The following is a 17,673-nucleotide window of genomic DNA, read 5'->3' on the forward strand; positions in this document are numbered from 1 at the left end:
GACAAGGCTATGCCGCCTTCATCTGTTGTTATTTGGTTCGGACCTGTCGTCAAGCGCTGCGATCGGATTTTACCTATCGCATGTTATTAAGGTCAGATAATCGGAGTTTTTGAAACAAATTAGACGACATCAAGTCCCAGCATCACTGGTAAGCTTGTCAGAATTTGGGGGTAGCGCCCATCACCATATATTGGAATAGCGAGGCGCGCACCGATACAACGCCCGCCGCTCGACAGCGGCAGCTTTTGGTCCGCCCACAGGCCAAAAATGGAGCAGGATCCGATCAGATTGGATCATGGGATCTTACCACGTGGGGGATTTTTACCGCTTACGGTTGATCTGGCCATCCCCGATGTTCGGCGATAAGAATCATATTGGCATCGACCGGGTCCCGGGTCCACGGTCTGATCCGCATTTGGGATGCGAGCGCTGTCAAAGCGCATGAGGGGGCGCAACTGCCCGATCTGATCAGCAAGGAGAACACTGCTCAGGGGTGGGCCGACACGGCCTATCGATCGAAGAAGACGAGGCGTTCCTCGCCAGGGGTATGTTCACCAGCAATATCCATCAAAAGCGGTTGCCCAGGCGCCCACTGCCCGAACGGGCGGCCGGGGCCAATGCACGGCGCTCAAAGGTCCGCGCTGCCGTCGAGCATGTCTTTGCCGGGCAGAAGCAGGATGGGCCTTGTCGTCCGAACCATCGGCATCGCCCGCGCCAGGATCAAGATCGGCATGGCGAACCTGGTCTAAACTTTCAGCGCCTCGCATGGCGCGAAGGCCCAACTGCGCCTGCTTGATATCGAATTGGCCTACAAAGAGCGGTTCGGCCGCAAAATCGGACGAAAAAAAACCTGCGAGGCACCCAACCAGGCCGCCTCGCGCCAGCGCGCGTCCATCAGCCGAAAATCCATAGGTTCTTCGAGGCGTCCAGCTTACTGCGCGAGGTTCAACAAACTATGTGCTTGCCGATAAACTCTTCACTTTCTATTATTTGCGAGATCATTTCGATACGAGACTTACCGCTATTCACTTGGTGTGCGATAACATCCTCACTCTCAGGTTCACGCCCGAGAAAAATTTTGTAAATCCAGATTACGTCCTCACGGCTAATGGTCATAACCTTGCCCCTATATTCAGAAAAATTCACTTGCCTCGCCGGCGCTCTACCGCTTCGATACTAACGCTACGTCGCTGCTCACTCGTCAGCCGACCTGGCCTCTTTGATGAGATTGCGCGTTATTTCTATGAACGCCTGGCGCATGCCTTCTGCCTGCCCCCTAGCCTCATGCAATTCGCCTAGCAGATGCTCATTCTCTTGGTGCATTTTCGCAAACCGCACTTCGCTTTCATCCAGTGCCGCCGTCAGGCGCTTCCGTTCATCATCTCTTTCCGCCAAAGCTGCGCCTCTCTCCAGTGAAAGGGCGCTGAGCACTTCACGTAGATCGCGCAATCTAGCATTTTCATTCAACGCAGCGACCAGCTTGTCCTGAAAAGCGGCTGCGGACGCTTTGTAGCGGTCACGTTCAAACCGCATGTCTTCTGCGCTCAACCGCATTTTGCGCTGATCTACCTGAAGATTACAGATCGCTTCCCCAAGCTTGAGCAACTCAAACGCCTCTCGACTACGCGTGTCCACTCCTACCTGCCTTACTTTTGAGATGGCGGCGGGTTTATCCGACGTATCGTTACGCACTGTTACGTCCCTGTGTTCGCCTTCATCCATGAAGCTCTTGTTCCCATCGTTCCGTCTACCTGTGCCGTTGCTCATCTGTCTTACAATCCCAGCTCTTGCAATCGCCGCTCCTGGGCACGGATAACGGCTTCAGTCCCATGATTTGCGATGATGCTGGCTCTCGCACGTTCCAACATTTCATCGTTGTTACCTGCATCATCTACGGCCTTCCTCATCTGCCAAGCCGCATGGGAGATGTCCGGATCTGCCCATACCTGACCTGTGGCGAATGGATAATCGCCAGCCTTCAAGTCTTTGAGCTTGTATTCTACCGGATAGCCGGTGTCAGCTGTAACCAGATCGGTGGTGGCTGAGTAGTCCGTGGCGATGACGGGCGTACCCAGCGCCATAGCTTCGGCGATGAGTAGCCCCAACCCCTCACTGCGGTGCAGTGAAACAACGCAATCAGCAGCCTGCACCAGTCCAAGCATCTCGGTACGGGTCAGTTCGGCCTCTAGGATATGCACGTCCAGACTGCTGTCTATCGCCTCGCGTATCCGCCGAAGTTCATCCGGCACATGGTGCGAGTTGACGCATTTGATGACTAGAGAAACATGGTCTCTGTAGGATGCTCCCTTGAACGCAGCGCTAAAGGCAGCAATTACCGCTTCGGGGTTCTTGCGGCTCCTGAATGAAAGGAAGTCGAAGGAAAACAGGAAAATAAAACGCTCTTCCGGCAGCCCCAGTGATTTGCGATCAAAGATCTGATTGATTGTGAAGTCGAGAGCGACCGGCATGTGGATCACGGGCTTCTTCGTCTTCATGACAAGTCCGGACTGAATAAATCGAGAAGGGGCCCAAATCTCGTCCACATGGTCGAAAGAGCTGATCCAGGGATCAGGAAAGTCCGCAAGTTCCCAGAATGGCATCGCCACGCGATATGCCCCGGCCCCTAACCGATCATTATAGGCGCTTTGGACCAACGGCAGTTGGTCGGCATTGACGTTGAATATATGCAGCCGGCCGCTTGCTTTATCGCTCATGAAGGATTCCACCTCCATGTTGGTGCGGGAGGAAGCGACGTTCAGATCGATATCCATGCCATCAATCCGGCGGCCAGAACCCGCAAGAGACTTGAGCGTCAGCCTTCCAACTTCACCCACACCAGTGTTCGTTGTAAGGTAGCCGATAACAGATATATCAACGCTTGAGGGCTGGGACGCGGGAGGACGGTTGTCCCTTTTCCAACGACGCGCATTGCTCACGCGCTCTATAATTGCATGCGTGAGGCGGGGATCAATGCCTGATCGGTGACTATGGCGAACAAACCATTCAGCTAGGCCGGTTACACCCGCAGCCGTGGCGGGATCGTAGGTCATGCGCAGATAGTCTGAAGTCTGCCAAAGGGCATGCATCAGGTTGGTACAAATCAGCCCGTCGGGAGCCTCGGCCGTACCTAGAGATGGTTGCTCCAGATAGTCTTGGAAATTTTCGAACGGATCCCCATTCCAAGTGAAATGATTATTGCGAAAATAATGCCTCACGAAAGTTGGTATCTTCGCGCCACTTCTGAAGCATTCATATGCATAATTTGCCTTAGGTGTAGAATAAAGCCCATTAATCTTTAGATCATTCTTATAATCATGAAGAAGGCTAAGCAATGCTTCGCCATTGTTCTCCGAAAACATTGCAGTATGCTTTGATAACTGTTGGGAATTTCGTGGATCGTATCCGCTGAAGTGGAAGAATATAAGCGGATCTCCATCCACTAACCAATCTTCCTCTCCATTCTCTTCGAGATGCCGCTGAAACAAGTTCCAATAAGCAGCATTAAGCGTCGTATTGCGTAGAATAGTAACATCAGGAAGAAAGCCGGGAACCAGATCCATAAATTTCTGGTCCACGAAAATGCCGTCATCCTGTGCATTGATACACTGGTATCGCAGACGACGCGCCCACCAGCGCAGCACCTCCTCGACACCCTCGCTGCGGCGGAACGCGGCGAAACCCAAATTGTAGATACCGGCGCGCATAATCGTAATGTCATCGGGCGGCGTTGCCGTTTCAGCAGGTTCCGTCAGGTGAGGAGTGAAAACTGCCCGCGCTCCGGCATCGAAAGCCTCGAACACAGGGGTGATTTCTCGATAAACCTTTATGTCTGGATCGAAATAAACGACCCGATCATAACCCAGATCAAACAAATGCAGAAACATGTACGGCTTGGCTGCCGTATTCATTTCCATAATATCGTAGCGAAAAGCAAAACCCGGAAAATCAGGTATTTCTAGTTCGCGCGTTTCCAAAATCTGACATTTTTCAGGATAGAAGTTTTTCGCTCCTACCTTGGTATCAGCGAGGCATAGAAAGTGATCAGCGTCCGGATGCGCCGCAACTGATGAATTAACAAGAGTACGAGTATAAGGCATGTAATTGTTGGAGCTGATGGTAAAAACCGCTGTCCGACCAGTATTTTCCACAGGCATTGTACCGCGCAACATCCTTATTCCTTCAAATTATGCGCTCGGTCGATCGCCTCGTGCCCCACTGCCGGTAACGAAGCTCCTCAAGCAAAGCAACATCGGACCGCACCGCATAGGAAGCTGGAAAAAAAGAGTCTGTGAAAAGGAACCTACCCCCTACCGACGTGAATGCACAAACTTCTGCGGACGCGCAGTTGGCATGCGGCGATCCCGCGCGCTGGTCGGCACCTCGATGGTGACGGTGGGCGTCGCATAGGCCGGCGGCTTCATCCAGGCGTTCTTACTCAGCGCGAAAAAGGGAAAGGCCATCAGCGACCGCTCGCCCCGGATCTCGCCGGTCAGCGGACTGTCGAGCCGAAACAATTCGCCTTGCGCAGTGGCTGTGACGGTCATTTCATCCCCGAAATCATGCCTGTCTATTTCTACTCGAAAGCACGAATTGGCGCATTCTTGAGAATGACGCCATGGCCTTGCGAATCCCGATCATCGAACCACTTCAATCGCCAGACCCTCAACGTCCACCTTTCCCCATGCCCGATCGGCGGTGAGGGCTGGCAGGGCCTGCGCGATCGCAAGGGTCATGCAGGAACGTAAATGTCATCGCGGGCGAAAATTAGTTGCTGATGAGCCGTTCCTGTCCTCAAGCCGTATTATCCTTTGATAATGTCCTTTATCAAAGGATGATCTGCATTTAGAATCCTGTTCATGGATTGCGGCCCGAAAACTCCCCGATGACCAGCCTCGTCACCCTGTCGCCAACGCTGCCGATCATCGCCGATGCGTCCCAGCGCACCCGCACCCGCTTCCTGGAGTTTTTCGCGGCTAATATCCGCAACGCGAACACGCGCCGCGCCTATGCACGCGCCGCACGTGATTGTCTGGTCTGGTGTTTCAATCACGGCGTGCGCGATCTGACCGCCATCACGCCCATCCATATCGCGGGCTGGATCGAGGAACTGGGCCAGTCGCTGTCGGCTCCCACGGTCAAGCAGCGCTTGGCGGCGATCCGGCATCTGTTCGACTGGCTGGTCGTGGGCCAGATCCTCCCGTTCAACCCGGCATCCAGCGTACGCGGCCCAGCTTACTCGTCGCGCAGCGGCCGAACCCCGGTGCTGGAGGTGGAGGAGGCGAGGGCGCTGCTCGATGCGATCGACGTGTCGAGCCAGACGGGCCTGCGCGACCGGGCCCTGATTGGCCTGATGATCTACAGCTTTGCGCGCGTAGGCGCGGCGCTGGCCATGAAGCGCGAGGATGTGTTCGTGCAGGGGCGGCGGCTATGGCTGCGCCTGCATGAGAAGGGCGGCAAGCGGCATGAAATGCCCTGCCATCATCAGCTCGAAGAGTATCTGATGGCCTATATCGAACAATGCGGCCTGACCGAGCCACGCTTACCGCTGTTCCGCACCATCAGCCGCGAAACCAAGCAACTAAGCCAAACGCCGCTCAGCCAGCCCGACGCCCATGCGATGGTGCGTCGCCGCGCGCAGGCCGCCGGGATCAAAACCCGCATCGGCAACCATAGTTGCCGCGCGACCGGGATCACCACCTACCTCAAAAATGGCGGTACGCTGGAAAACGCCGCCGCCATGGCCAACCACGCCTCCACCCGAACAACCCAGATCTACGATCGCCGCCGTGACGAGATTACCTTGGCAGAGGTGGAGCGGGTGCGGATTTAAGGCAGCGTCTTGGCCTGCCCAGCATTTCGCTGTGCAAGAAGTCTAATGTCTGCGGAGGCTTTGTCGGCGGAAATACTTGCATTGCCTTACTTTCGTTTCAGGCCAGCAGTATTAGTCTCAGCTCGCCGAGCGGGGTCGCTTGGTCATCCGTCAGAACAGACGGTCGAGATCCCGCATCCCTTCCACGACAGCGACGATTTCGATCTGATCGACCGCGGGATCATATTCATAGAGGACAAGATAGCTGCCGTGGACAAGCGTGTGCGCGCCGGGGAAAATTTCTTCGCGCGGCGCGCCTAAGTTGGGAAAGTCGCGAAGTCGCCCGATCTTTTCATCAATCGCAAGGAGAAGCCGGTCAGCGGCGGCCTCATCATCCAAGGCGATATAATGCCAGATGCGCTTAAAATCCGCCTGCGCCTCGCGCGAGATAATGATGTCGGCCATATCAGCGCGCGGCGTTCGCTTCGCTCTTTGCTTCCGCGATGATCGCCTTCATGTCGAACGGCCCCGCGACGCCGCTGGCCTTGCCCCGGTCCCATGCAGCGCGCAGCGCGCGCAGTTCCTCCGCGCGAAATGCCCGGCGTTCGTTCCACAGCCGCATCGCATCGCGCACGACTTCACTCACCGACGCATATTCCCCCGCCGCGATTGCCGCCTGGATCGATTCCACCATCGGCTCGGGGACCACGATCGTCATTCTGGAATAGTCGCCCATCTTCGCTTCTCGCCGTTATGAATATTTCATACTAGGTCGCGAGCGTGCGATGTTCAACCCTAGCCTCTCTTATTCACGACGCTCGGTTTCGGGCCCGCTCTGGGCATTTGCTGCGGCTGGCTGTATTGCGCGGACGACCGGCATCGCTGGCGTTTGTTTCACCGCATTCGGATTGATGGGCTTTTCGGGTTGAAGGGCTGGGCTCGGAGTTCTGCGGCGCTGCCGCATGGGCTACGTCGGCGCAGGCTTCAGCCGGAGAACGAGGGCGCGGAACAGGTCGGCATCCGGACAGGCGGAAGCGAAGGCAATGCGGATGCGGCTAGCACTTTCTACGACGCGCGCAGCGACCTTGAGCAGCCGCAGGCGCAAGGTGGTAAACTCCGCGCTTGCCAGAGCAGCGGTCCTGGGCATCGCCTGCTGGATGCGCCATAGCAGCCAGTATGCGGCAGTGTGCAGTATCAGGCGCATCTGATTGGCATTGGCCGAGCGGCACGAGGTTCGGTCGCTGGCGAGCTGGGACTTGTGGCGCTTGATCAGGTTCTCGGCCTGACCACGCGCGCAGTAGAGCGTGTCGTAGATGTGCTCGGCCGATCCTGTTGCCAACGAGGTGACGACATAGCGGATGTCCATGCCCAGCGTGCTGGCCTCGATCCGTGCAACGACGCGACGCTGGCACTTCCAGGTCTTTGCCCCATAGCGGGTCTCGGCATAGTTGCGCAGGACGGGACACTGACGCTGGGCGCGCTTGACCGCGCAGGCATCGGCGACCGCAACAATGGCGGGATCGGCGCGCAGCGCTGAATTGGTGGGCAGGCCGAACACGTAATCGACGCGGGCCGCATCGCAGTAGGCCATGACCTCGGGTCGACCATAGTGCCCGTCGCCGCGGATAGTGATGTGGGTATCGGGCCAATTACGGCGCAGGTGACGCACCAGGCGTCGGATGTGCCCCGCCGCCTCCTTTCCAGAAGGCGTCTTGCCTGTGCGCAGCAGCATGGCCACCGGCCTGCCGGTCGCGGTGTCGTAGATATGGATCGGTAGGAAGCAGCGCTCCCCATGATGCCCGTTCCAGAACGAGAGCTGTTGATAGCCATGCACGACGTCGCACGTGTCGTCGATATCCAGCGTGACCGCTGTCGGAGGGGCGGGATAGCTGGCGCAGTAGATGTCGATCATCGCGGCCATCATGCTGGCCAGTTCGCGCGTAGTCGGTGCATTTTCCCACCGGCTCATCGTCGGTTGGCTGGCCAGCCCCGCGCCCGATTCCGGCAGCTTGCCGAGCGCCAGGCGGAAGCCTGGATCGTCGCGCAGAGCATCGAGATCATCGGCATCCTCATAGCCGCACGCAATCGCGAACACACGGGCACGCAGAATGTCATCCAGGCGATGGATCACCCGCGCTGGATCGCGCGGATCGGCAATACAAGCCGCCAGGCGCTGGCAAATCCCCATCGCGCGCTCGGCCTGTGCAAGCAGTAGAACACCGCCATCCGAGGTAAGCCGGCCACCGTCGAACGCAGCTGTGATTTTCTTGCGGCCGACTGCTGGGAATCCAAATGAGCTTGCGATATCATCGTTCATGGCGGGTGTGGCCCGTGGCATTTTCTGCCCTGCGGCAGGTTCGGCTTAGACACCCAGTTCCTAATTCAGATCAGAGGCTTACGCCACTCCCGCCAACCCTTCAGGACACTTTTGGTGAATAAGGCGGGCTAGGCGCCCGGCAGCACCCGTGCGAGATAGTCTGTGGTGGGCAATCCACGGTGTACGGTGGGGCAGGTACTTAGCCTGAGGATAGGCTCAGCAACGGCGGAGGTGGCGGGTATGGATTTGAGGTGCGGTCTTTTTGGCTGCGCAGCATTTAGCTGTGCAGGAGCCGATCGCCATGCCGATGCGGGACAAAGAAAACTAGTCAACTGTAATAGGCCAGAAGATCGGCCAAAATTCCCTCGATCTTATTAAAAAAACCAGATACTTTAAGATTTTATAGCCCGTAAGATCGGCCAAATGCCCTTAATAGAAGCTCCTGATCGGATCGAACCTGTGCGCATTGACGCGCCTGAAGGCCTTCTGCTCGATCTTGTCGCCGATGTCGCGGCGCGGGCGGAGGTTCTGGGCAGGGCACTGCATCCCACGACTGCTGCAAATCTGGCGCGGCTCGTGCGGATCATGAACACCTATTACAGCAATCTCATCGAAGGGCACAACACCCGCCCGCGCGAGATCGAGCAGGCACTCGAAGGCATTATCGCCACTGATGACGATGCGCGCCGTAATCTCCAGATCGAGGCCGCTGCCCATTATCGCGTGCAGGAGAAAATAGATGCCCAGGCCAGTGCGGGGTCGCTGGGTGATCCAGCGGCGCTGGACTTCATTTGCGAGTTACACCGCGCCTTTTACGAACGCGCGGGCGAGGCGATGCTGATGATGGGGAAGGGGGACCACGCCTTCCGCATGGAGCCTGGCGTCTGGCGCCACGATACCGCCCATGACGTCGCGGTCGGTCGGCATGTGCCACCATCGCCGGACCGGGTGGCCGATTTCATGACCTATTTCCATCGTCGTTTCACATTCGACCCTGCGCCAAACAATCGTCTGCTGGGCGTGGGAGAAGGGCGCGCGCGCCGGATACTGGCGCTGGCGACGGCGCATCACCGGTTCAACTATATTCACCCGTTTCCCGACGGCAATGGCCGGGTCAGCCGGCTGATGAGCCATGCCATGGCGCATCGCGCCGGCATCGGCGCCCATGGCCTGTGGTCGATCTCGCGGGGGCTCGCGCGGGGGCTGGAGCCAGGACCGCAGGGGCGGCTCGAATATCGCCGCTACATGGCGCTGGCGGACGAACCCCGGCGGGGCGATCGCGATGGGCGCGGTAATCTGTCGCTGGCGGCGCTCACCGATTTTGCGACTTGGTTCCTGCGGATATGCCTGGACCAACTTGATTATATGGGCGGCCTGTTCGATCTGGATGCGCTGGGCGCGCGGCTCACGCGCTATGTCGCGCGCAGCGAGACGTTGGCACCCGAAGCGGCACGACTGCTTCAGGAAGCGCTTATCCGCGGCGCGTTCGAGCGCGGGGAAGCCTCGCGCATCACTGGCCTGCCCGAACGCACGGCGCGGCGTGTGCTTAAAGGACTGACAGACGAAGGACTGCTGGCGTCGGAAACGGAAAAAGGCGCGGTGTCGCTGCGCTTCCCCGCCCATGCGCTGGAGACACTATTCCCCCGTTTGTATCCCGAGATGGGATGAAATTAAACAGCAAGTCGCCGCTGCCAGCCGATCGCCTTTCAGCTTCTTTCAATCGTATCCGGATAGCAATTCCGTCGGCGCCCCGCGCGCTCGCGAATGCATTCCTTCAGCCTTCGAGCGACTGAACACGTCCGCAGTCATATCATCGCGCGCCATGGCCAGCAGCTTGAGGAGGGCAGGGGCGGCAAGAAAGGGAAAGCGTATATTTGAATTTATGGCAATTTTTGCCATAAAGGATGGGTTGGAGGTATCAGCCGATGGCTACCATGAATGTTTCCCTGCCCGATCCCATGCGGGACTATGTGCAGAACCGTATCGACACCGGCCAATATGCCAGCGTCAGCGATTATGTGCGCGACCTGATCCGCCGCGATCAAAGCGCGATCGTTGATGAAGAACGCTGGCTGAAGGCACTCGATGCGTCGATTGACGAAAGCCTTCAGGAAATGAAGGCGGGTGGCGGTCACGATCTTGACGAAGTGTGCGACGCGCTCATTGCCGTCATTCCGTTTTTGGACGGCCTGACACGATTTCCCGACCTCAAGGCCGGTTCGCTGGTCTGATCTATTGTGTCGACCGGTCGCGCGGCCACCATGGGGATAGAAAATTGCGTGTTACGCAAGGCTGGCGCATAATGGAGCCATGAAAAAGGCCAATGTGATCACCCGGTTGAAGCCATTTGAGCGCCGCTTCCGCGAGCGCGGCATCAACGCGCTTTACCTGTTCGGATCAACGGCCAGGGGCGAAGCCGGAGCAACTTCCGACGTTGATTTACTCTACGAATATGACCCGTCTCGGAAATTCAGCCTGTTCGATCAGGCGAAGGCAATGCTGGAACTGTCCGATGAACTTGGCGCAAAGGTCGATCTGGTATCGCGCATCGGTCTGCGTCCCCGCTTGCGAGAGCGCATCGAGGGCGAGATGATCCGGGTTTTTTGATGGCTGGATTGCTGGACACGCTGGACGATCTCGCATTGCTGATCGCGCGGGCCGAGAAATCGGTTAAAGGCCGGACTTTTGACGAACTGGTGGCGAACGACGAAGCCTATGACGCCTTGACCTACCGTCTCGTATGATCGGTGAAACCAGCAAGAAACTGTCGGATGAGGTCAAGGCGCGGCACTCCCATCTGCCGTGGCGCGAGATGGCGACGTTCCGCAACTTCGCGAGCCATGATTATTTCGGGGTTGATGCTCATTTGGTTTGGCAGGCGGCGATGAGCCTGGAACCGATCAAAGCGATGGTGGTCGAAGAATCCGCCCGCTGTCCGGAATAGGCAGGCAGGCCGAGCGCGGAAGCGACCGGCTTGCTGCTGAAACAAATGGGGGTTTCTTTAAGCAGAAGGTCCTTGAAATGTGCTCAAGTCACACCGTCAGGCTTGTTGCGCCGCCGCCCGCTCGCTGCATCAAAATGCATCAACATAGGGGAGCGGAAAACCGTAGACCTGCCCAAGGTTTTCGCCACTTTGGCAACCAATAGACAATGCATCAAAACCGACACGAAAAGCGCGCGGGCGAGGCGGGGGGAAAGCGTGCTTTGAGGGGATGCGGCGCAAGAGCAGGTTTTCAAGTTCGACGGCAAGGCTGCGGGCCGACCTATTCAGTTAATCAGTGCGTTCGCGATGGTGCGCCGACGCGCGGCGGCGGCCGAAATCGGGACGGCGATCAACAACCACTCGTTCCGCGCGACCGGGATCACCAGCTATTTGAAAACGGCGGCACGCTGGAAACGGCTGCGACGATGGCGAGATGGGCGTTAGCGATCTCGTTAGGCGTGTTGCCGCCCGCCGGGGTTATACCACATGGCTATGGCCCTCATGGGCTTCCATCGCTCGAACCTCAATTCAGCCGCAAGGCGCGGTCGTGATCCTGTCCCGGCCCAAGGAAGCGATAAACAACGATTTTGTCGCTCCGCACCGCGTAGAGGATGCCATAACCCCGGTATGAGCGCCGCCGGATGCCGTGTTGCTCGTAGCGCGGGACCAGCGGGAAAGCACGGGGCATTTCACCGAGGCGCAGGGCGGAGTTTTCCAGCTCTGCAACAAACGCTAATGCCCGCGTCGGGTTGTCCTTTGCGATGTGGCGGCCGATCGCCACAAGATCATTGCGGGCGTCACGGGTCAGGAAGACTTTCATTGAAGCGACTGCTCGCCCGCCATCCCTTCTATTTCCGCGCGAACCTCCGCGCAAACTTCCCCAAGGTCGTATAGGCGGTCCGCCCTTTCATCCTCCAAGCCGCGCTCAATTGAGGCGTCCAGTTCGCGCAGCCAACCCTGCTCAACCTCTGTTTCGGTCTGATCGCGGCGGATCAGGTCGCGTACATAGTCACTGACGCTGGCATATTGGCCGCTGTCGATACGGTTCTGCACATAGTCCCGCATGGGATCGGGCAGGGAAACATTCATGGTAGCCATTGGCTGTTACCTCCTATCTCCATTATGGCAAAAATTGCCAATAGGTCAAGGTTTGGCCCAGCGCCATCACCGGTCGCTATCCATGATGCTCACAATCTTACGATGCAACGCCTGCTCCAACAATTCGGCGGGATACGCATATTGACCCACGCGTCCTGGCTGCCGAACTCAAACTGTGTGGCGTGAGCGCAGAAAGATCATAGCCGGTAAGATAATGCTGCACTTTCTTGCGTGCATGTAACGGGCGCTGATCGGGCGGATGAATGTCAGCCGCCAGTTCTTGTAACCCTAGGACCCTACCAGAGCCGTTTCACCATGAAACCGTCGAACAGCGCCTCGTTTGAGACCAGCACCATGTCTTCAGCCTGCGCCTGAGCGATCAGCAGACGGTCGAACGGATCCTTATGAGCGATGTTCATCTCACCGGCGATCCGGGCATGGTAAACCGTAATCGCCAACTCGGTGAAACCCTGACCGGCAATGATGGCCTCGAAATCCTGGGCCAACAAAGCTGCGTCGGACAATTTGCCGATACGGAATTTGGTGGCGACCTCCATGGCAGAGGCGGCGCTAACGGCAACGCTGTTCGCCTCATCGCCCATGGCTTCGCGGGCACGATGGCTTAACGCTTCGTCGCCCGCCAGCCACCAGATCAGCGCGTGCGTATCAAGCAGCAGTCTCAAACCAAATTCCAGCCACCCAGTTCGTCCTCGGGCAGTGGTTCATCGAAGCGGGCATCCATTGCAATCCTGCCCTTGAACGCCCCAAAACACCGCTTGCCGCGCGGCGCAACAGGAACCAGGCGCACCACCGGCACATTCCCCCGGGAAATAACCACCTCACCGCCCGCAAGCGCATCGGCGATCAACCGGGACAGGTTGGTCTTGGCATCGTGAACCGAGAACTGGGCCATGAGACATCTCCTTAGCTAATAATATAGCTAACTTTGCCTTGGCGAACAAGGAGGCATCGTCATTGACGTGCGAGGTCTGGAGACAGCAAACGTTCGACAAGCCCCCAAAGGGAAGCCAGCGTGGATCTAATGGCAACCATCTATCGTGTCACCTACCTGATGGCGGATCGGCCGCACCGTCAGGCTTGACCTCGATCGTGCAGCGCACCGGCTTGTTGGCCTTCTCGGCCGCCTCACGGCACTGCTGCACTGCCTCACGGTTGCCTTCTGCGAGCGGCGAGGTAGCGACGATAGCACGCCAGCTTTCCGGCGCCGCCGTCTGCATCAGCCGTTGTCCTGCTTCCCACGCACCCTGCTCACCCAGCGCCCGCGTTGCCATGCGTTCGGGCCATTGCCAGCGTGTCGGCATCAGACGCACAAAAGGCCCCGCCAACACCGCATAAAGCAACACACCTGCCACGATACCGCCGCCGCCCGCGATTATGAGCCATCGCTTCTGCTCATCGGCACGCCGCGCCGACGCCACCAGGCTGCGCAGATCGCCGACCGCGCCGTCCAGCGCCGTTTTGGAGACCTGTGTCTGCCCACGCACCGCGTTCACCGTTTCCGTGACGGATGCGTTCAGGCGGCTCCCCATTGTTTCCGGGGTCAGCGTCATGGCGGGGCTTTTGCGCATTGCGTCGACCTGCTTCGCCAATAGGCCCAGCACTGTCTCCGTGCGGGCTAGCGTCGGCTCATAGTCGGGTATGTCGATGGACTCGCGCGCGGCTGTCAGCCCCTCGACCGCGCGGCGCAACAGCGCCACTTCGCCGCGTAGCCGCTCGAAGGCTTCCGCCGGATCGGCGGCGTTCTGCCCGTTTTCGCCATAGTGATCCGCCATCCTTCCTCCTATCGCTCAAGCCCCCGATCATGGCCAATGCCCAGATCCCGCGTCAATGCGCGGCCCAGATCGCGCGCCCGCTCCGCACCCATCTCAAGCCCCAGTTCGCGCGTGCGGCCACGCAGCACCGATTCCATCTGCGGATCGCGCTCCAGACTTTTGGCCATGCCTGCCATTGCCTTGCCCGCACGGTCGCGGCCCGCCATGTCACCGGCCCGATAGTGCTGGTCGCGATCAGCCTGAAGTTCCTGCCAACGCTCCACGAACCTGTCGGCGCGCAGATGCGGATCAGTCCGCACCTGCGCTTCCTGCACCATAGCAGCGAGCATCGGGCCGCTGCGCCCCGCCGCCGCATCGCGGACAAAGCCAGGATTGCGCTCGGTCGCCGCAACCATGTCTCGCGATGCGCCAGGCCGGATCGTGTCGAGCGCATCGCGCGCCTGTTTCAGCGCGACTTTCTGATGCTCCAGAACCGGTGCACCCTTCGCCTGCGCCTGAGCGATGGCATCGGCCGATCGCGCCACGCGCACCACCGCGCGCGACAGCGTCCGATCTCCCTCGCGCTCCTGCTGAGCGGCTTCTTTTGCCGGAGCCGATGCGCGTGACAGGCGCAGGCCGTCGAACATGCCACGACGCGGTGTGTCGGGCAGGCGGATTTCGCCCGACAACCCGCGCCGGTCGGCAAAAGCACGAATTTCATGCCCAGGACCGCGGGCATAATCGGACGCCATATCCTTGGCCCGCTCGCGGCCAAGGGTGCGGACAAGCTGGCGCTGCCCGGCGAAATCATCTCGGCCATAGTGAAGCCGTACGCCGTCTCGATGCCGCGACAGCGCGACATAGGCTGAATGACGATCCATCCCCGGCGTCGCCAGCACATGCGCCCGATCCACCGTCACCCCCTGCGACTTATGGATGGTGGCGGCATAGCCATGATCGACATGCGCATAGTCTTTGAGGTCGAACGCAAGCCTGCGACCATCATCGAGCCGCACTGCCATGCTGTCGGGGCTTACGCGCTCCACCTTCCCCAGCGTGCCATTCTTCACCCCAAGCCCACGTTCGTTTTTCAGGAACATGATGCGATCGCCCGATGCAAAGGCGCGCGACCCCCGCTCGGCCGCGACCTGTACGTCACCGCCCAGTTCGCCAGCATCGCGCAGACGCTCGCGCGCGGCGAGGTTCAGATCGCGCACCTCGGCATTGGTGTGGGTGAGGATGATCCGGCTCTGCTCCGGATCGGCGAGGCGCTGCGCGTCCCAGCGGTCCACCAAGTCGCTGCGGGCCTGTTCACGGGTGTCAGCCACCTGCACCATGCCGTACGCTTCATAAGCGTGGACAGCCTCACCCGTGCGGCCCGTGGCCAGCGCCTTGGTTGCGTCCCGCTGCCAGTCCTCGCGCTGGCGGCGTATCTCGCCGATCTCGGCCCAGCCATGCCGCTCGGCAAGACTGCGGAAGGCGGCGCCTGCCTCGATCGCCTGCAATTGTTCAGGATCGCCAACTAGTACCACTTTAGTACCCGCGTTGGTAGCCTGGGACAATATGCGCTCCATCTGCCGCGTACCGACCATGCCCGCCTCATCGATCACCAGGATATCGCGTGGCCCGAGCTGCTCGCGGCCTTGGCTCCACTGATATTCAAGCCCGGCGATCGTTCGCGAGGTGATTCCCGATCCGCCCTCCAGACTTTCCGCTGCAATGCCTGACAGGGCCGCCCCGCGCACCTGATAGCCCGCGCGCTCCCAAGCCTCCCGCGCCACGCCCAACATCGCCGACTTGCCAGTGCCGGCATAGCCGACGACCGATGCCAGCCCCTCGGGGCCAGTGATATGTTCCAGCGCCCCGCGCTGTTCGGTTGACAGGATAAGTCCTCGTTCTTCGGCCATCGCCACCGCATCCTGACGGCGCTGATCACTGACACCATGACGGGCCATGGCGCCAAGTCGATCGGCGGCCTGGTCCAACCGCCGCTCGACCGCAATCATGTCACGCGAGGTGAACCGCACCAGGCCTTTTCCATCTTTCCCCAGCGCCACCAATTCAGGACTGGATCGTACCGCGCTCATGGCCTGATCAAACTGGTCCTTGCCGTCGCTCTGCCGGTGGATGAACATCGCAAGGTCGCGGGTCGTGAACGTCGCCTGTTGGCGCGTGATCGCGTCCAGTGCGATGGTCGGGCTGGCGATGATCTTTTCGCCATTCTCCCGCGCGATCCGCACATGATCGTCGGCGCGCTCGGCAGCCTCACCACGCATGAGCCTGCGCGAGCCTGCCGGGCCGATCTTGTGCTGCGGCTCAAGGTCGATCCCTTGCGCCTCAAGCGTCCGGTGATCTATCCGGGCGTCGATGTCCAGATCGGCCAAACGCGCGTTGACATGGGTTTCCCAGGCCTCGCGCCAGTTCTTCAGCAACGCTATGCTGTTCCAGTCGCGCACCTTCTGGCCAAAGCCTTTCGGACCAACCTCCCGCATCGACAGCATGACATGAGCGTGCGGCTTGGGCTGGCCATCCTTGCCCATATCCCAATGCACATTGAGGTCGGCGACCATACCGCGTTCGACAAACTGCTTCTCGACAAAATCGCGCGCGAGACTGATGCCTTGGCTCTGGTCCAACTCACGGGGAATAGCGAACTCCACCTCGCGAGCAAGCTGGGCGTCCTTGCGCTTCTCTCCGGCTTCAACCTCATTCCACAAAGTGGCGCGATCGGACAGATGCTCCGGCGCACCTGTAGGCAGCAGGATTTCCGAATGGACGACACCCGTCTTGTTCGAAAAATCATGGTCACGCCCAAGCCGGTTATCATGCAGCTCGGATGCCGAACGATAGGCGGCCGACGCCACCGCACTTGATCCATTAGCGCGGCTGATGACTTTGGCAGAGAAATGGTAGATCGCCATGCCATTCATACTGCCTTTCTGAGCATATGTCGGCAACGATGTATAAGCGCGCACTTAAACTCTCTATCGTTCGTATGATTGACTTCATCGCATTTTGTTGTTTGGCTGGTTCTCCCAACAAGTGAGGCTGATATTCTGCCTGCTCCAGATCGCCTGAAGGAGAGCCATGATGCGTAAAGTGCGCGATTATGATGCGGAGCTAAAAGCACTCAATGACAAGGCCCGGTCTTTAAAGACGAAGAAGGTCGAACAGCTTGGCCAGCTCGTCACCGCGACCGGGGCCGATGCGCTCGATCTTGATACGCTCGCCGGCGCGATGCTGCATGTCGTGGAAACTGCCAGCGCAGAAGAAAGGGGGGCGTGGCGCGTGAAAGGCGCTGCCTTCTTTCAGCGACGCAGGAAAAAGGCTCGCCCGTGATTTCACAACGACAGGCAAGGCGATGGCGCACACGCAGCGTGCCATCCGCCGCGTCGAAGCCAGCGAGCGCCGCACCGATACGCGGGAATGGGTGATGCAGCGAAGAGAACGCACCCGCCACCTGATCGAACTGGGCGGCCTCGTCCAGAAGGCGGGCCTTGTCGATCTCACCGACGACGATCGCGCGACACTCTACGGCGCGCTACTCGAATTGGCTATTCAGGCCCAAGAGAATACCGATGTGTTGATGCTCTGGAAGCGACGTGGCCGTCGTGCGTTTGATGCAGAGGCTGGAGCCGACAGGACATAGGCTGCTCCCGCAAATACCAAGCCTGCCTCTAATGCTGATCATCAA

General features: G+C 59.1%; 20 protein-coding genes and 2 pseudogenes. 10 read left to right on the forward strand and 12 right to left on the reverse strand.

All coding sequences use genetic code 11. The features are described from left to right. Positions 1-349: 349 nt before the first annotated feature. Positions 350-796 (forward strand): annotated as a pseudogene (locus tag WFR25_RS25800) (transposase); the annotation flags it as partial. A 398-nt stretch (positions 797-1,194) separates the two neighbouring features. Here the strand turns inward: WFR25_RS25800 and WFR25_RS25805 are convergent. The 3 genes from WFR25_RS25805 to WFR25_RS25815 all read right to left on the reverse strand — a co-directional run bounded on the left by WFR25_RS25805 (position 1,195) and on the right by WFR25_RS25815 (position 4,544). Next, positions 1,195-1,722 (reverse strand): hypothetical protein, encoded by a 528-nt coding sequence (locus WFR25_RS25805; protein WP_336975217.1) that lies wholly within the window; start codon positions 1,720-1,722, stop codon positions 1,195-1,197. A gap of 50 nt (positions 1,723-1,772) precedes the next feature. Continuing rightward, positions 1,773-4,169 (reverse strand): glycosyltransferase, encoded by a 2,397-nt coding sequence (locus WFR25_RS25810; protein ID WP_336975218.1) that lies wholly within the window; start codon positions 4,167-4,169, stop codon positions 1,773-1,775. A 138-nt stretch (positions 4,170-4,307) separates the two neighbouring features. Beyond that, entirely contained in the window at positions 4,308-4,544 is a 237-nt protein-coding gene (locus WFR25_RS25815) for a hypothetical protein (RefSeq protein WP_419723230.1), read from the reverse strand. Positions 4,545-4,882: 338 nt separating this feature from the next. On the opposite strand from WFR25_RS25815, the gene WFR25_RS25820 reads away from it, so the two are divergent. Then, entirely contained in the window at positions 4,883-5,830 is a 948-nt protein-coding gene (locus WFR25_RS25820; RefSeq protein WP_336975219.1) for a tyrosine-type recombinase/integrase, read from the forward strand. A 150-nt stretch (positions 5,831-5,980) separates the two neighbouring features. Here the strand turns inward: WFR25_RS25820 and WFR25_RS25825 are convergent, their stop codons facing one another. The 3 genes from WFR25_RS25825 to WFR25_RS25835 form a co-directional block, all read right to left on the reverse strand. Then, positions 5,981-6,274, reverse strand: a complete 294-nt coding sequence (locus WFR25_RS25825; protein WP_336975220.1) for a type II toxin-antitoxin system RelE/ParE family toxin — start codon at positions 6,272-6,274, stop codon at positions 5,981-5,983. A 1-nt stretch (position 6,275) separates the two neighbouring features. Next, positions 6,276-6,527, reverse strand: coding sequence for a type II toxin-antitoxin system ParD family antitoxin (locus WFR25_RS25830; protein ID WP_336975221.1), 252 nt, complete (start codon positions 6,525-6,527; stop codon positions 6,276-6,278). A gap of 249 nt (positions 6,528-6,776) precedes the next feature. Continuing rightward, a complete protein-coding gene (locus WFR25_RS25835; protein WP_013039775.1) occupies positions 6,777-8,126 on the reverse strand; it encodes an IS1380-like element ISSp1 family transposase in 1,350 nt (449 codons plus the stop codon). Between the two features lie 423 nt (positions 8,127-8,549). Between WFR25_RS25835 and WFR25_RS25840 the strand changes: the two genes are divergently transcribed. The 6 genes and pseudogenes from WFR25_RS25840 to WFR25_RS25865 form a co-directional block, all read left to right on the forward strand. Continuing rightward, positions 8,550-9,794, forward strand: coding sequence for a Fic family protein (locus tag WFR25_RS25840; RefSeq protein WP_336975222.1), 1,245 nt, complete (start codon positions 8,550-8,552; stop codon positions 9,792-9,794). Between the two features lie 257 nt (positions 9,795-10,051). After that, on the forward strand, positions 10,052-10,357 hold the full coding sequence (locus WFR25_RS25845) for a type II toxin-antitoxin system ParD family antitoxin (protein ID WP_336975223.1): 306 nt from the start codon (positions 10,052-10,054) through the stop codon (positions 10,355-10,357). 79 nt (positions 10,358-10,436) lie between these two features. Next, positions 10,437-10,733: a nucleotidyltransferase family protein gene (locus tag WFR25_RS25850; protein WP_336975224.1), complete on the forward strand. Its 297-nt coding sequence runs from the start codon at positions 10,437-10,439 to the stop codon at positions 10,731-10,733. Beyond that, the gene (locus WFR25_RS25855; protein WP_336975225.1) at positions 10,733-10,870 is read left to right on the forward strand and encodes a hypothetical protein; all 138 of its coding nucleotides are present in this window, start codon (positions 10,733-10,735) and stop codon (positions 10,868-10,870) included. Before WFR25_RS25850 ends, WFR25_RS25855 begins: the two co-directional genes overlap by 1 nt. Beyond that, positions 10,867-11,070 (forward strand): HepT-like ribonuclease domain-containing protein, encoded by a 204-nt coding sequence (locus tag WFR25_RS25860; protein ID WP_336975226.1) that lies wholly within the window; start codon positions 10,867-10,869, stop codon positions 11,068-11,070. The genes WFR25_RS25855 and WFR25_RS25860 overlap by 4 nt, the downstream gene beginning before the upstream one ends. Positions 11,071-11,403: 333 nt before the next feature. Next, positions 11,404-11,540: pseudogene (locus WFR25_RS25865) on the forward strand (tyrosine-type recombinase/integrase); the annotation flags it as partial. A 92-nt stretch (positions 11,541-11,632) separates the two neighbouring features. On the opposite strand, the gene WFR25_RS25870 reads toward WFR25_RS25865, so the two are convergent. The 6 genes from WFR25_RS25870 to traA form a co-directional block, all read right to left on the reverse strand. Beyond that, on the reverse strand, positions 11,633-11,929 hold the full coding sequence (locus tag WFR25_RS25870) for a type II toxin-antitoxin system RelE/ParE family toxin (RefSeq protein WP_336975227.1): 297 nt from the start codon (positions 11,927-11,929) through the stop codon (positions 11,633-11,635). Then, a complete protein-coding gene (locus tag WFR25_RS25875; RefSeq protein ID WP_336975228.1) occupies positions 11,926-12,207 on the reverse strand; it encodes a type II toxin-antitoxin system ParD family antitoxin in 282 nt (93 codons plus the stop codon). The genes WFR25_RS25870 and WFR25_RS25875 overlap by 4 nt, the downstream gene beginning before the upstream one ends. A 296-nt stretch (positions 12,208-12,503) precedes the next feature. Beyond that, on the reverse strand, positions 12,504-12,890 hold the full coding sequence (locus tag WFR25_RS25880; protein WP_336975229.1) for a type II toxin-antitoxin system VapC family toxin: 387 nt from the start codon (positions 12,888-12,890) through the stop codon (positions 12,504-12,506). Continuing rightward, on the reverse strand, positions 12,887-13,120 hold the full coding sequence (locus WFR25_RS25885; RefSeq protein ID WP_336975230.1) for a type II toxin-antitoxin system Phd/YefM family antitoxin: 234 nt from the start codon (positions 13,118-13,120) through the stop codon (positions 12,887-12,889). Before WFR25_RS25885 ends, WFR25_RS25880 begins: the two co-directional genes overlap by 4 nt. 148 nt (positions 13,121-13,268) lie before the next feature. After that, positions 13,269-14,000 (reverse strand): DUF6118 family protein, encoded by a 732-nt coding sequence (locus tag WFR25_RS25890; RefSeq protein ID WP_336975231.1) that lies wholly within the window; start codon positions 13,998-14,000, stop codon positions 13,269-13,271. An 8-nt stretch (positions 14,001-14,008) separates the two neighbouring features. Next, positions 14,009-16,900 (reverse strand): Ti-type conjugative transfer relaxase TraA, encoded by a 2,892-nt coding sequence (gene traA / locus WFR25_RS25895; RefSeq protein WP_336975232.1) that lies wholly within the window; start codon positions 16,898-16,900, stop codon positions 14,009-14,011. Positions 16,901-17,069: 169 nt separating this feature from the next. On the opposite strand from traA, the gene WFR25_RS25900 reads away from it, so the two are divergent. Together WFR25_RS25900 and WFR25_RS25905 are read left to right on the forward strand one after the other, a co-directional pair. After that, positions 17,070-17,318, forward strand: coding sequence for a conjugal transfer protein TraD (locus WFR25_RS25900; RefSeq protein WP_336975245.1), 249 nt, complete (start codon positions 17,070-17,072; stop codon positions 17,316-17,318). A gap of 94 nt (positions 17,319-17,412) precedes the next feature. After that, positions 17,413-17,628 carry a conjugal transfer protein TraD gene (locus WFR25_RS25905; RefSeq protein WP_336975246.1) on the forward strand — a complete coding sequence of 72 codons (216 nt, stop codon included), beginning with the start codon at positions 17,413-17,415 and terminating at the stop codon, positions 17,626-17,628. Positions 17,629-17,673 lie beyond the last annotated feature (45 nt).

Source organism: Sphingobium aromaticiconvertens (genome assembly GCF_037154075.1).
Classification (GTDB): Bacteria; Pseudomonadota; Alphaproteobacteria; order Sphingomonadales; family Sphingomonadaceae; genus Sphingobium; species Sphingobium aromaticiconvertens.